The sequence below is a fragment of the Mesorhizobium sp. Root102 genome (assembly GCF_001425625.1).
GTDB lineage: Bacteria > Pseudomonadota > Alphaproteobacteria > Rhizobiales > Rhizobiaceae > Mesorhizobium.
In genome coordinates this window covers 91,261-104,857 of sequence record NZ_LMCP01000048.1, presented here as the reverse complement: position 1 = coordinate 104,857, position 13,597 = coordinate 91,261, and the positions used below count along the sequence as shown (strand labels likewise).

Genomic DNA, 13,597 nt, shown 5'->3' with positions numbered 1-13,597 from the left:
CCGCTATGGATTCCAGACAAGAACAGATTCAGGGAAGAACCACCATGAGCGAACACGCGGCAGTCGATCAGGAAGCGTCAAACGCGCGACGTGGGCGCGGCGCCAGCGGCGGGGCTGCTGCCCGGCGGGCAGCACGTTCGGGCGGCGGTCCGGGTACCCAGCTCACCTACATCAAGCGCAAGATCAACGTTTATGAGGTGCTGGACGAAGAAGGCCTGGCGCTGATCGAGAAGAACACCGATACAGTGCTCGAGGAGATCGGAATTATCTTCCGCGACGATGCGGAGGCGCTGCAATTGTGGAAAGAAGCCGGCGCCGACGTCAAGGGCGAGCGCGTGCACTTTCCGAAGGGTCTGTGCCGCTCACTGCTGAAGACCGCGCCCTCCATCTACACCCAGCACGCCCGCAATTCCGAGCGTTCGGTGCAGATCGGCGGCAATGCCACCGTTTTCGCGCCGGTCTACGGCCCGCCCTTCGTGCGTGACCTCGACGGTGTCAGGCGTTACGCGACGATCGAGGATTTCCAGAATTTCGTGAAGCTCGCCTATATGGCGCCGTCGATCCATCATTCGGGCGGCACAGTGTGCGAGCCGGTCGACGTGCCGGTCAACAAGCGCCATCTCGACATGATCTACAGCCACATCAAATATTCCGACAAGCCGTTCATGGGCTCGGTGACCGCGCCGGAACGCGCCGAAGACACCGTCGCCATGGCCAAGATCGTGTTCGGCGACGATTTCGTCGAGAACAACACGGTGCTGACCAGCCTGATCAACGCCAACTCGCCGATGGTGTTCGACGAGACCATGCTCGGCGCGCTGAAGGTCTACGCGCGCCACAACCAGGCCTGCATCGTCACGCCGTTCATCCTTGCCGGTGCGATGAGCCCGGTGACGGTCGCCGGCACGCTGACGCAGGTTCTGGCCGAAGTGCTGGCCGGCGCGTCGTTCACGCAGCTGATCCGCCCCGGCGCACCGGTGCTGTTCGGCACCTTCGCCTCGTCGATCTCGATGCAGTCGGGCGCACCGACCTTCGGCACGCCGGAGCCGTCGCTGGTTTCCTACGGCGCCGCACAGCTGGCCCGCCGCCTCGGCCTGCCGTTCCGCACCGGCGGTTCACTCTGCGCGTCCAAGGTTCCAGATGCGCAGGCAGCCTATGAAAGTGCCAACACGCTGAACTCGACCATCCTGGCCGGCACCAATTTCGTGCTGCATTCGGCCGGCTGGCTCGAGGGCGGGCTCGCCTCCTGTTACGAAAAATTCATGATGGACATCGACCAGCTCGGCATGACGCAGAAATTCTCCGAGGGCGTCGATCTGTCGGAAAACGGCCAGGCGATGGACGCCATCCGCCAGGTCGGGCCAGGCAGCCACTATCTCGGCTGCGACCACACCCAGGCCAATTTCCAGACCGCCTTCTACCGCTCCAACATCGCCGACAACAATTCCTACGAGCAGTGGCTGGCCGAAGGCGAGAAGACCGCGCCGCAGCGCGCCAACGAACTTGCCCGCCGCTGGCTGGAAAGCTACGAGGCGCCGCATCTCGATCCGAGCATCGACGAAGCCTTGAAGGACTTCATCGCCAAGAAGAAGGGGTCGATGCCCGACGCCTTCACTTGAAAGGAGCCCGAGTCAGGCGGGGCTAAAGTCGCCAACATCATCCACAAGGAAGTCTGGCGGAGCGCGTTCTCCGATCCGATCAAGAAGGAATGATTGTGCCCGCCGGCAGCGTTGACCGCATTGCTGCGGCGCTTCACGCCAACGGCCTTGTCCTTCGTGGCGGCTTCAATTTTGCCCCAGGCGATGCGCCGCCAACAGGATCATCAGGTGCACCGGCAGCGGCCGTCCTGCTGGTGGGGCAGGCGGGCGCTGCACCCTGGCCGCATTTCCTGCGTTGGCGGGAAAAGCAACCACGGAGCATCGCCAATCCGCTCGACACGTGGTCGCGCGAAGTGATCGGCGCCGTGGCGGACACATTCGGGGCGAGGGCCGTTTCGCCATCTGACAGACCTTATCTGCCGTTCCAGCAATGGGCGATGCGGGCGGAGGGGCTGAAGCCTTCACCGCTCGGCATCCTCATGCACCCGCAATACGGGCTCTGGCACGCCTATCGCGGCGCGCTGCTGTTCGGGTACGAGCTTCCGGTTCAAGCCGCCGAGCCAGCGCCCCACCTTTGCGATACCTGTGTCGAAAAACCGTGCCTGAAATCCTGTCCGGTAGACGCTTATTCTCCGCAGGAATTCGTCTACCCGTCCTGCCTGGCGCATGTGCGGGGAGCGAATGGCGAACCCTGCCGGACCGGCGGTTGCCTTGATCGAAATGCCTGTCCCTATGGTGCCGATTATCGCTACCCACCGGAGGTCCAGGCTTTTCATATGGCAGCATTCGCGGTTCTGTAACCCGTCACGCAATCCTGCACGAAATGTTGACCGCCGCGTTCAGGGAACGCCTTGCCGTATTGGTTTGGCCGGATATGTATCGCACGACAACGGAACGGAGCGGGCGATGACGCAGCAGGACCTCCAGATCAAGACCAGGGATGGCGTCGCCAATGCAGGGCTTTTCCGCTCGGCAAACGCATCTTCGGCCAAGGCTGGTGTCATTCTTTATCAGGACGCTTTCGGTCCGCGGCCGGCGCTCGACAGCATGGCCGAGCGGCTGGCGAATGATGGTTATGCGGTGCTGGTGCCCGATCTGTTCTACCGTAATGCGCCTTACCGGCCCTTCGACGCCAAGACCGCCTTCGTAGAGGAAAAGACCAAGGCGGCGCTGATGGCGTTGGTCACAGGCACCTCACAGGATATGACCATCAGCGACAGCGGTGCGTTCCTCGACGCGCTCTCGGCTGAAGGTGTCACCGGACCGGTCGGCACCGTTGGTTACTGCATGGGTGGCGGCCGGGCATTGAATGCGGCTGCAATCTATCCCGAGAGGATAAAGGCGGCCGCGAGCTTCCATGGTGGAAATCTGGCCAGCGACGCCGCCGACAGCCCGCATCGCATGGCGGCCTCCATTAAGGCGCGAGTGTATGTCGGCACATCCGGCGTCGACAGGAGTTTCCCGCCGGAACAGTCGGCGCGCCTGGCCGAAGCGCTCAGGGTCGCGGAAGTCGACCATGTCATCGAGAACTATGTCGGCGTGGCACATGGCTGGTGCGTACCCGATCATAGCGTTTTCAATGCCGCGGGTGCCGAACGCCACTGGAAGCGATTGACGACGCTGTTCGCCGAAACACTGATCTGAGCCCTTCGTTCAGCTGTTGGCTGTCTGGCCCGTTCGCGCTATCAGGCAGCACAAATGGCGCGACCCCGGATGAGCGGGTCGAGCGGGAACGAATAGCCTGATGCAATCCTTTGATGTGGTAATCATCGGCGCGGGTGCCGCCGGAATGATGTGCGCCGTGGAGACGGCCAAGCGCGGCCGTTCGGTGCTGATCCTCGATCATGCGGCAATGCCTGGCGAAAAGATCCGCATCTCCGGCGGCGGCCGGTGCAATTTCACCAACATCCATGCCAGCCCAAAGAACTTTCTGTCGGGCAATCCGCATTTCTGCATTTCGGCGCTCAGCCGCTATACGCAGCGCGATTTCATCGCGCTCGTCGAACGCCACCGCATCGCCTATCACGAAAAGACGCTGGGACAATTGTTCTGTGACGGCTCCGCGCGCCAGATCATCGACATGCTGGTCTCGGAAATGCAGGGCAGGGGCGTGGAGCTGGCACTGTCGACCAGTGTTGAGGATGTTCGCAAAACCGTGGAGGGATTTGTGCTCACCCTCTCCACGGGTACGGTTTTCTGCCAGTCCGTTGTTGTGGCCTGCGGCGGCAAGTCGATCCCCAAGATGGGGGCGACCGGCTTCGGCTATGAGCTTGCCGAACGGTTCGGCCTCGCCATTGTCGAAACGCGGCCGGCACTGGTGCCGCTGACTTTCGATGCCAACACGCTCGAGCGGCTGGCGCCGCTGGCCGGCAATGCCGTCAATGCGGAAGTCGCCTGCGGCAAGACGCGGTTTTCCGAAGCGATGCTGTTCACGCATCGCGGCGTCAGCGGACCGTCCATCCTGCAGATCTCGTCCTATTGGCGCGAGGGCGACGAAATCCGCATCGCAATGCTGCCGGGAGTTGACGTGGCGGACCTCATTCGTATCGCCAAGCGCGGTAATGGGCGGCAGGCGGTGCAGACCGTGCTGGCAAATCATCTGCCGAAGCGGCTTGCACAGTCGATCACTGAACGAACCGGGATCGACGGCAACCTCGCCGATCTTTCCGACGCCCAGATCAAGACTGTCGCCGCCGCGGTCAATGATTGGCGCATCAAGCCTGCCGGTTCCGAGGGCTACCGCACCGCCGAAGTGACGCTGGGCGGGGTCGACACCAACGGACTGGACCAGAAGACGATGCAGGCGAAATCCGTTTCGGGCCTGTTCTTCATCGGCGAAGCCGTCGATGTCACAGGCTGGCTGGGTGGCTACAATTTCCAGTGGGCGTGGTCGTCGGGCTGGGTGGCGGGCCAGGCGGCTTAGGGTCAAACGCGTCAATTCGAAAATTGCGATGATGCTACTTCTGCACCTTCGCTCGAGTCCCCGCAGGCGCTTTCTTCTTCTTTTTGGCCTGGTTGTAATCGATGGCGGAACGGACGAGGTCTTTCAGGGCACGCTCATCGAGCCTATCGCCCTCAACTATATCGATTGCCCGCCAGACCTTGCCGCCAAAACCGTTGTTGAACAGCTTGTCGGGGTCCGGCAGGCCGGCACCATGGGAAAAGGTGAGCTTCACCTTGTCCTTGTGGGCGTTGCCGACCACGATGTTCCCGTCGAGGCACCATACAGGACTGCCCATCCACTTCCACTCCTCGACGATGTCCGGGTCGGCTGCAAGGATGGTCTTGCGGATACCGGCGAGCGTCTCGGCTCGCCAGTCCGTGAGGCCGGCGATCAACTGGTCGATCTGTTCGGACGGGTTCATTGTTTGCCTTCCTCTGCCTCGACGCGTTTCAACCGCTGTCCTACTACCAGCGCGCCAGCTGGGTGATCTGAACGAGGTTGCCGCAGCTGTCGTTCAGCTGGGCGATGGTCGAACCGGTGACCTCGGTCGGCGGCTTGATAAACGCGCCACCCTTCGCCTTGATGCGCTCGTAGTCGCCCTTGACGTCGTCGGTGAAGAACATGACCGCGGGCTGACCCTGCTTGAAGATGGCTTCCTGATAGGCCTTGGCAGCCGGGTTGTCGTTGAGCGCGAGCTGCAGCTCGGTTCCATCAGGATCTTCGGCCGAGGCCACGGTCAGCCAGCGAAAAGGCCCATTGCTGAAATCGGCCTTCTTGGTGAAGTCCAGCACGTCGGTGTAGAAGCGCAGTGCGTTTTCCTGGTTGTCCACATACACGCTGGTCAGCTTGATCTTCATCGCTACTTCTCCTTTGTCGTCTTCGGTCCCGCCCTTTCGGCAGGAAAGAATTTGAATTTTGCTCGCAGACTTCGTTGCGGCCGCTACGGGATCCAGCCGGGAAGGGCGGCGGCCTGTTTCACCCAGCCCGCCATCTGAGCCTCGTCGAACTGGTCTTCGCGGATGTCGATCCAGCGCACGTCCTTGCTTTTCGCTGTGCCGCCGGGTGGTATCGGTCGCAACGACACGCCGCTGAAGAACGTCACCTTCACGTAGTGGGTGAAAACGTGAAACGACACGAACCAGCCCTGGCCCTCGATGCCGTAGAACGGCGAGTTCCATCGCACGGCCTTGCGCACATGGGGCACGTTGCGCACGATGAGCGCCTCAAGGCGCTCGCCGAGGCCGCGCTTCCAGCCCGGCATTGCGGCGATGTAGGCCTGCACCGGGGCGTCGCCTTCGCTCTTGGCGATTTGCGGGTTGCCGCCCGAGAGCAGGACCGGCGCAGCCTTGGCCTTGGTCGATTGTCCCAACGTCTTGGCCATTCCCGCCCACTCCTATCCGCCGGCACGCTGCACGCCGCGCTCCTTGGCGGCATAGGGCAGCACGAACATGTACAGGCCGCTGAACAGCAGCAGGAAGAGCGGCAAGAGCGGCGAGTAGACCACCCAGGCGGGAGGCTGCCCAAATGCCATGGTGACGAAGTTGGCGATGACGGTCAGCGTAAAGATGATCGACAGCCAGCGATGAATTTGCCGGATCCACTTGTTCCAGTCCAATGACACCTCCCGTTAAAGCAGAGCCGAAGCGGATCCATCGATCCGCCTGCCGGCGGTTTCAATCCAGCCGCGCCAAGACGCCTTCCAGGGCAGTAAGGAACTTTTGCCAGCCGACCGTGGCGCCGCGGAAATATGGCTGCTGATCCGGCCGGAAGCCCGTCTGCTCCATGCGCAGATGGGTTCCCGTGTTCGTAGCGGTGAGCGTCCAGGTGACCACGCTCTCGAGATCCTTGGTGTCCCAGGTGTAGGACAGCGTCTTGTTGGGCTCGACCGTCTGGACCTGACAGTCGACGCCGCCCCAGTCCGCGCTGAGATTGAAGCGGTGGTCCACGACTGGCTTGAAGTTGTTCTTCATCAGCCACTCCTCGATCAGATGCGGTTGGGTGAGCGCCCGCCAGATCTTCTCCGGCGGATAGGGGATCTCACGTTCGACGACGACGGAGCGCGTTTCGGTCGCAGTGTTGGTCATTGGTCCATTCTTTTGAGCAAATTTTCGAGGTCGTCGAACCGGCTCTGCCAGAAAGCGTTCATCTGGTTCGTCCAGTCGGTCAGTGGGGAAAGTGCTGCCAGCTGGGCGCTATAATGGGTCTGCCGTCCCTCATGGCGGTCGCGCACCAGCCCGGCCTGCCGAAGCACGCCGAGATGTTTCGACACCGCCGGCTGCGAGACCCCGGACTGAGCCGTCAAAGCGCCAACGGTCTGCTCGCCTTGCTGGCACAGGCGCTCGAAGATCGCCCGACGCGTCGGATCGGAGAGCGTTCTGAAGAGGACATCGTGAGCGTTGGTCATTTGGGATTGATAACCCGGTGGCTATTGATCGACGTATAACCGTCGAGATATGTATGTGTCAAGCGGGGCGTCGATGGGGCACGATCCGGCCGTTTCCAAAAAAATCTTTCCATTGCCCCAAGGATTGGCCATTAGCCTTCGTCCAACAGGCAAATGATGGCAATGATGCTGGATGAAAGCGAAGCCTCCGACGCCGAACTGATCGGGCGGGCGAAGGGCGGAGACAGGGGGGCCTTCAGCACATTGCTGGAAAGGCACTATGACTTCGTCTATCGCGCCGCCTATCGCTGGTGCGGCAGGAAGGCCGATGCCGAAGACATCGCCCAGGAAGTCTGCGTCAGGCTTGGCAAGGCGATCCGCGACTATCGCGGCGGCGGCGCTTTCACGACATGGCTCTATTCCGTGACGATGAACGCCGCGCGCGATATGATGCGCAAGACCGCACGCGAGACGGTCAAGACCGAGGCCTACGGCGTCCATGCGCTGATCTCGGGCGAGGCCTCAGTCGAACCGGAGGACCCGGCCGAAGCGCTCTGGGTAGCGGTTCGGCAATTGCCCGACAAGCAACGCGACGCGGTGCTGCTGGTCTATGGCGAAGGGTTGAGCCACGCGGCCGCCGCCGAGGCGATGGCGATCTCGGAGACGACGGTTTCCTGGCACATCCATGAAGCGAAGAAACGGCTGAAGACGCTGATGCGCTCGGCCGGGGAAGTGTGACCATGGTCGACGACAACGAACTCAAGAGACTGCGCGACATCGCAGCACCGGCACCGGGCGAGGGCGCGAAGGCGCGCGCCTTCGACGCCGCCCTGCGCGCCTACGATCAGGAAAATATTTCTTCTGTCACCCAAGGATCGGTTGGCGGGCTTCGTCTCACAGAGCGAGCACAAAAGCTCTGGAGCGAGATCATGCAAAAGAAACTCATTGCCACGCCGGCCCTTGCCGGGCTCGTCGCCCTGCCGATCGCCGGATACGCCACCTTCCATCTGCTGAGGGAACAGCCGCCCAAATTCGGCGGCGACGAGAAGATCAGCGAGACGCTGGCCGACAAGCCGGCGACCGTGAAGCCGACGACCGCCGAGCCGAAGCCGGTCCGCACCGAGTTGGACAAGGACAAGAAGGCCGACGCGGATGCGGAAAGCCGAGACGCTGCTGACGCGCTGCTTGCGCCAGCTTCGCCGCCGAAATCCGAAGCTCCGGCGAAAATCAACGAAACAGAATACGGCACTTTGCAGACCAACAAGAAGGCGCCCACGCCAGCCCCGACTGGTGGGTTTGCGCTCGATGGCACGACAAGTGCGCCCAGCACGTCGCGGGCCCGCATGCCGGCCGAGTCCAAGCTGATGGTGCAACAGCAACCGGCCATGGCGCCGGCCGACCAGATGCAGCCGCAACCGGAAAACCGCGACCGCATCGAGGATTTCAAGACCAATCCGGTGCATGCGGCACTCGAGGATCCAGTCTCGACCTTCTCGATCGACGTCGACACGGCCTCCTATTCCTTTGTGCGCAGCTCGCTGAAGCAGGGCACCCTGCCGCAGGCCGATACGGTGCGCGTCGAGGAGATGATCAACTACTTCCCCTATGACTGGAAGGGTCCGGATTCTGCATCGACACCGTTCAACTCGACCGTCAGCGTGATGCCGACGCCGTGGAGCACGCAGACCAGGCTGATGCATGTCGCCATCAAGGGCTTTGACGTCAAGCCGGCCGAGCAGCCGAAGGCCAATCTGGTCTTCCTGATCGATGTCTCGGGCTCGATGGACGAGCCGGACAAGCTGCCGCTGCTCAAATCGGCTTTCCGGCTGCTGGTCAGCAAGCTGAAGGCGGACGACACCATCTCGATCGTCACCTATGCGGGTGACGCCGGCACAGTTCTGGAGCCGACCAAGGCGTCTGAAAAGGACAAGATTCTCAGTGCCATCGACAATTTGACGCCAGGCGGTAGCACGGCCGGCGAGGCGGGCATCAAGGAAGCCTACAGGTTGGCGCAAAAATCCTTCGTCAAGGATGGCGTCAACCGGGTGATGCTTGCCACTGACGGCGACTTCAATGTCGGCCAGAGCGACGACGATGATCTGAAGCGGTTGATCGAAAAGGAGCGCAAGACCGGTGTCTTCCTGTCGGTGTTCGGCTTCGGCCGCGGCAATCTGAACGACCAGATGATGCAGACCATCGCCCAGAACGGCAACGGCACCGCCGCCTACATCGACACGCTGGCCGAAGCGGAAAAGGTGCTGGTCGAGGACGCCTTCTCGACACTGTTCACCATCGCCAAGGACGTGAAGATCCAAGTCGAGTTCAACCCGAACAAGGTCTCCGAATATCGCCTGATCGGCTACGAGACCCGCGCCTTGAACCGCGAGGATTTCAACAATGACCGCGTCGATGCGGGCGATATCGGCTCCGGCCACTCGGTCACCGCGATCTACGAGATCACGCCGAAGGGCAGTGGCGGCGAGCGGATCGATCCGCTGCGCTATGGCCAGGCTACGGTCAATAGTGGCGGCGTCGCCAATGCGGACGAATATGCCTTCGTCAAGATACGCTACAAGCTGCCGAATGAAGACGTCTCGAAGCTGATCACCACGCCGGTGACCTCCGCCAACGAGATTTCGTCCTTCGACCAGGCCAGCACCGACCAGCGTTTCTCGGTCGCTGTCGCCGCCTTCGGCCAGAAGCTGCGCGACGAGGATGCGACCGCGAAGTTCGGTTACGACAAGATCATGGAGATCGCCACTGCCGCTCGAGGAGCCGACCCGTTTGGGTACAGGTCCGAGTTCCTCTCGCTTGTGCGCCTTGCCTCGGCGCTGGGCGGTAACCGGTAGTGGTGATGAAGGCCGGTTTCTTTCAGATGGGATCGTTCTGATACGGGAAACCGACCAACGGGCGGGTGAGGCAGGCCGGCGAGGGGTTCATTCTCTTGCCGGCCTTTTTTTGAGGAATTTCCTGGTCGTTAAATTGCACGGCATTTCCGGTACCGGATCGCAACTCCCTCTTGCTACACGGGACAGGTGTACTGGGCTTGAGGGAGCCGAAATTGCAGATCAGAAGTATCGCCAACTCGATGCCCCCGGCACGGGACGTCTCGGTTTCATCAGCCCCATCATCAGAATCCAGGCGTATCAGTGACGATGTCGCACAGGCGCGCAACACCGCCATGTCGGCGCTGACCAACGACCGCTTCCGCGTTATGCTGGAGCAGATAACCGATCCGGTTTCATCCGGCGCGCTGATGACGAGGCGCGGCGACAATGTGGTCGATTTCAAGTCGGCGCAGTCAAGCTACGCCGACAACAGCGAATAATCGAAAACCGATAAGGTCAGGCCCGGCTGCGGCGGCGCTCGCGGCGGGCTTCGCTGGTTTCGACGGTGTTTTCCGTCGCCACCTTGTTGCGCATCGGACCGATGCGCTCGACGATCGCGGCAACCGTCGGACGATCCGCCTTGGTGTGCGCGTCGAGCGCCTTGCGCATGGCGGCAAGGTGCTGGAACGAGGTGCCGCAGCAGCCGCCGATTATTTTGGCGCCGCCATCGACGGCGAGCCTGACATAGTCGGCCATCAGTTCGGGCGTGCCGGAATAATGGATTTCGGTGCCGCGGAATTCGGGAATGCCGCAATTGCCCTTGACGATCACCGTTGCCTCCGGTTTCGCCTCGGTCATGTCGAGCAGCGAGGCCAGGATGTCGGACGCGCCGACGCCGCAATTGGCGCCGACGCCGAGCGGCGTCTGCGACAAGCCATCGGTGACGCCGTGGATGTCCTTCGGCAGCAGGCCCATCATGGTACGGCCGGCTGTGTCGAAGGAACCGGTGTAGGTGTAGGGCAGGCCGACGCGGATGGCAGCCTCGGCGGCGGCGCGGATCTCATCGGGAGCCGACATCGTCTCGATCCAGGCAACTTCGGCGCCGCCTTCCTTGAGGCCCTCGATCTGCTCGGCGAAGGCGTCGACCGCCTCGTCATAGGTCATGGCGCCAAGCGGCACCAGCAATTCGCCGGTCGGGCCGACCGAGCCGGCGACGATCACCTTGCGGCCGGCCTTGTCGGCGACGGCGCGAGCGAGTTCGGCGGCGCGCTTGTTCAGCGCATGCACGCGATCCTGCGCATGATGCAGCTTCAAGCGGTGACGGGTGCCACCAAAGGAATTGGTGAGGATGATGTCGGCGCCGGCATCGACGAAATTCTGGTGCAGGCTGGTGATGGTGTCAGGCGCCGTCTCGTTCAGCAGCTCGGGTGCCTCGCCGGCCTCCAGACCCATGGCAAACAAATTGGTGCCGGTGGCGCCATCGGCCAACAGCACGCCCTTTTCAGCCAGCAGCGCATCGATCGGGTTGGTGGTCGTCATCGGATGGGCTTTCATGTTTCGAAGTCGAATAAGGATATAAAGAAGTCTTTATGTGTAGTCAATGAAATAACGGCAGCGCGGCCGCCAATGCGGCGGCGGGTTTCCATCCGAGGGATCATGATTGCGGAAGCTCAGACAGTGCCTGTTGGGAACGACATGCCGGCCAGTCTGTGCGCGAAGCCGGCCGCCTCATGTGCATTGATGTCGGCGGCGCGGATGAGATTGTCGAAGTGCTGGATCAGCGTCTGGATCGGCTGGGTGGCGTTTAGCACCAGATACATGTCGCCGACATAGATGGCGGCACGATAGGGCCCGAAGATGGTGTAGGGGATCGAATAGCGCATCCGCCCGTCATAGAGAAACAGCCGGAAGGTCGGGTAGAGATCGTCGAGCAGCGTCGCCATGTGCAGCAGCTGCGCGCGCCGGTCGGCTTCGGGGAAACGGTCCCAGACACCCAGCCCGCGGGCAAAGATCTCCAGCGTGTGGCGCGGCATGCAGACTTCCATGTCGGTTTCCGGCCGCCTGTTATAATCGATGCGGTATTGCGTTTCTCCGGCCTGCGCCAGGCGGCTCTTGTTGGCGATGCCCGCCTCGTAGTCGACCAGCGCTTCGGTGCGCAGAAGGTCGGGAATGCCGGCCGGCACGTAGCGGATCTTCGTACCTGCCGCCTCGGCGTGCCATTTGGCCAGAAGCGTGCGGTCGAAACCGTCGGGCGCTTCCTCGATCTCCAGGCTCTCGCGGATCTCGCCGGTGAGGCCTTCGTCCTGACTGAGGCCGAGAAGCCAGTCCAGCGACACCTTGAACTCGGCGGCGATGTTGAGCAGCGTTTCGGCGCGGGGCAGGCGGGTCGAGGCGCCCGACAGCAGCTGCGACAGCGCCGAGCGGTCGATGCCGACCGCGGTCGCGAAGGCCGACTGGTTGAGGTCGGAGCGTGTCAAGAGCATTTTCAGGCGTTCGCGGAAGATCGTCGACAGGTCGCGCTTGTCCATGTCCGTGCTCCAGGCCGATTGAGGAAAAATTTGCGCCGAAGCCGCTCTGGGGCTGCTTCAGGCGTAAATTAATCCCTAAGTCTGTTTACAATATATAACATGTGCGGTCAAAAATGCGCAATCGCAACAGTTTGTGCACTTTGTCTCGTTGAGTGGAATCATTTCTCCTGACACAATGCTGTCAGGAACCAATTCCGGCGACTGAGGGACAGTGGTCGATAGCATGACGAGCAAGAGCATCAGGCGACACAGCGTACCGGCCATCGAGTGGCCGACCGTGGTACTCGCCTTCTTCTGTTACGCAGCATGGCTCGCCACGGGTTTCCTGCTCTGGCCATCCTACCCCGTCCTGGCACTCGCCGTCCTGGCTTTCACCGCCGCACTGCAGTCCTCGATCATGCACGAAGTGCTGCACGGTCATCCGACGCGCAACGCGCGGGTCAACGAAGCCTTTGTGTTCCTGCCGATCGGTCTGGTCTGGCCATTCCGCCGTTTCAAGACCATCCATCTGCGCCACCACGCCGACGAGCGGCTGACCGATCCGCTGGACGATCCCGAGAGCTATTATCAAGCCCTCTGGCAGCATGACGAGCTGCCGCCGACGATGAAATTCCTGCTCAAGATCAACAACACCATGGCCGGCCGTTTCGTGCTCGGCCCCTGGCTGTCCTGCGTCGGCTTCTTCATCGACGACGCCAGGCAAATGATCGCCGGCGACCAGGCGATCCGCAAGGCGTGGCTGCTGCACGCGATCGGCCTTGCCATCGTGATACCGATCGTCCAGTTCGGCTTCGGCATCCCGCTGTGGCTTTACATTCTGGTGCCGGTCTGGCTCGGCCAGTCGCTGATCTCGATCCGCACTTTCGCCGAGCATCAATGGTCGGAACATCCGGAAGGCCGCACGGTGATCGTCGAGCGCTCGCCGCTGTCGTTCCTGTTCCTCAACAACAATCTGCATTTCGTCCACCACAAGACGCCGACCGTAGCCTGGTACAAGCTGCCCAAGCTGTTTCGTGACCGCCGTGAGGAATGGCTGCGGATGAACAATGGCTATGCCTATCCGAACTATTTCGCGCTGATCAAAGCCTATGCCTTCAAGGCGAAAGAACCGATCGTGCACCCGGTGCTGCGGCGCGCACCGGAACCGGGCAGGGCCTTCAAGCCGCGCATCAGGGCGCGCAGCATCAGCGGGCTTGGCAGCGCGCCGGTCCCCGCCGAGCCGCCCAAGGAATGAGTTTTTGCGGCAGCCATGTGCTGCCTGCTAGACTGGCTGCGGTCGGTTCCCTTCAATCCCGGGCATAATGGTCAGATTCCGA

General features: G+C 62.0%; 16 protein-coding genes. 8 read left to right on the top strand and 8 right to left on the bottom strand.

Features of this window, described 5'->3' with window-relative positions:
• The first annotated feature begins 44 nt into the window (after window positions 1–44).
• From ASD12_RS31640 to ASD12_RS31625, 4 genes are all read left to right on the top strand, one after another.
• Window positions 45–1,619 carry a trimethylamine methyltransferase family protein gene (locus ASD12_RS31640; protein WP_056596308.1) on the top strand — a complete coding sequence of 525 codons (1,575 nt, stop codon included), beginning with the start codon at window positions 45–47 and terminating at the stop codon, window positions 1,617–1,619.
• Between the two features lie 89 nt (window positions 1,620–1,708).
• On the top strand, window positions 1,709–2,398 hold the full coding sequence (locus ASD12_RS31635) for a 4Fe-4S dicluster domain-containing protein (RefSeq protein WP_056596305.1): 690 nt from the start codon (window positions 1,709–1,711) through the stop codon (window positions 2,396–2,398).
• 106 nt (window positions 2,399–2,504) lie between these two features.
• Complete coding sequence (locus tag ASD12_RS31630; RefSeq protein ID WP_056596302.1) at window positions 2,505–3,242, top strand: dienelactone hydrolase family protein; 738 nt, start codon at window positions 2,505–2,507, stop codon at window positions 3,240–3,242.
• Between the two features lie 100 nt (window positions 3,243–3,342).
• On the top strand, window positions 3,343–4,521 hold the full coding sequence (locus tag ASD12_RS31625) for an NAD(P)/FAD-dependent oxidoreductase (protein ID WP_056596299.1): 1,179 nt from the start codon (window positions 3,343–3,345) through the stop codon (window positions 4,519–4,521).
• Between the two features lie 34 nt (window positions 4,522–4,555).
• On the opposite strand, the gene ASD12_RS31620 is transcribed toward ASD12_RS31625, so the two are convergent.
• The 6 genes from ASD12_RS31620 to ASD12_RS31595 all read right to left on the bottom strand — a co-directional run bounded on the left by ASD12_RS31620 (window position 4,556) and on the right by ASD12_RS31595 (window position 6,946).
• Window positions 4,556–4,963 (bottom strand): DUF1801 domain-containing protein, encoded by a 408-nt coding sequence (locus tag ASD12_RS31620; RefSeq protein WP_056596296.1) that lies wholly within the window; start codon window positions 4,961–4,963, stop codon window positions 4,556–4,558.
• A gap of 43 nt (window positions 4,964–5,006) precedes the next feature.
• Entirely contained in the window at window positions 5,007–5,399 is a 393-nt protein-coding gene (locus tag ASD12_RS31615; RefSeq protein ID WP_056596293.1) for a VOC family protein, read from the bottom strand.
• A gap of 83 nt (window positions 5,400–5,482) precedes the next feature.
• Window positions 5,483–5,923: a DUF1801 domain-containing protein gene (locus ASD12_RS31610; protein ID WP_082525783.1), complete on the bottom strand. Its 441-nt coding sequence runs from the start codon at window positions 5,921–5,923 to the stop codon at window positions 5,483–5,485.
• Between the two features lie 12 nt (window positions 5,924–5,935).
• The gene (locus tag ASD12_RS31605) at window positions 5,936–6,157 is read right to left on the bottom strand and encodes a hypothetical protein (RefSeq protein WP_056596290.1); all 222 of its coding nucleotides are present in this window, start codon (window positions 6,155–6,157) and stop codon (window positions 5,936–5,938) included.
• Between the two features lie 58 nt (window positions 6,158–6,215).
• The gene (locus ASD12_RS31600; RefSeq protein WP_056596287.1) at window positions 6,216–6,626 is read right to left on the bottom strand and encodes an SRPBCC domain-containing protein; all 411 of its coding nucleotides are present in this window, start codon (window positions 6,624–6,626) and stop codon (window positions 6,216–6,218) included.
• On the bottom strand, window positions 6,623–6,946 hold the full coding sequence (locus ASD12_RS31595) for a metalloregulator ArsR/SmtB family transcription factor (RefSeq protein WP_056596284.1): 324 nt from the start codon (window positions 6,944–6,946) through the stop codon (window positions 6,623–6,625). Before ASD12_RS31595 ends, ASD12_RS31600 begins: the two co-directional genes overlap by 4 nt.
• 156 nt (window positions 6,947–7,102) lie before the next feature.
• Here ASD12_RS31595 and ASD12_RS31590 point away from each other — a divergent pair, with 156 nt between their 5' ends.
• From ASD12_RS31590 to ASD12_RS34720, 3 genes are all read left to right on the top strand, one after another.
• Window positions 7,103–7,663 carry an RNA polymerase sigma factor gene (locus ASD12_RS31590; protein WP_056596281.1) on the top strand — a complete coding sequence of 187 codons (561 nt, stop codon included), beginning with the start codon at window positions 7,103–7,105 and terminating at the stop codon, window positions 7,661–7,663.
• A gap of 2 nt (window positions 7,664–7,665) precedes the next feature.
• Window positions 7,666–9,774 carry a VWA domain-containing protein gene (locus tag ASD12_RS31585; RefSeq protein ID WP_056596278.1) on the top strand — a complete coding sequence of 703 codons (2,109 nt, stop codon included), beginning with the start codon at window positions 7,666–7,668 and terminating at the stop codon, window positions 9,772–9,774.
• A 212-nt stretch (window positions 9,775–9,986) separates the two neighbouring features.
• Complete coding sequence (locus ASD12_RS34720; protein ID WP_244483032.1) at window positions 9,987–10,253, top strand: hypothetical protein; 267 nt, start codon at window positions 9,987–9,989, stop codon at window positions 10,251–10,253.
• 16 nt (window positions 10,254–10,269) lie between these two features.
• On the opposite strand, the gene bmt is transcribed toward ASD12_RS34720, so the two are convergent.
• Window positions 10,270–11,292 (bottom strand): betaine--homocysteine S-methyltransferase, encoded by a 1,023-nt coding sequence (bmt, locus tag ASD12_RS31575; protein WP_056596275.1) that lies wholly within the window; start codon window positions 11,290–11,292, stop codon window positions 10,270–10,272.
• Between the two features lie 131 nt (window positions 11,293–11,423).
• Window positions 11,424–12,281, bottom strand: coding sequence for a helix-turn-helix transcriptional regulator (locus ASD12_RS31570; protein WP_056596272.1), 858 nt, complete (start codon window positions 12,279–12,281; stop codon window positions 11,424–11,426).
• A gap of 223 nt (window positions 12,282–12,504) precedes the next feature.
• Between ASD12_RS31570 and ASD12_RS31565 the strand changes: the two genes are divergently transcribed.
• Window positions 12,505–13,515 carry a fatty acid desaturase gene (locus ASD12_RS31565; RefSeq protein WP_056596269.1) on the top strand — a complete coding sequence of 337 codons (1,011 nt, stop codon included), beginning with the start codon at window positions 12,505–12,507 and terminating at the stop codon, window positions 13,513–13,515.
• Window positions 13,516–13,597 lie beyond the last annotated feature (82 nt).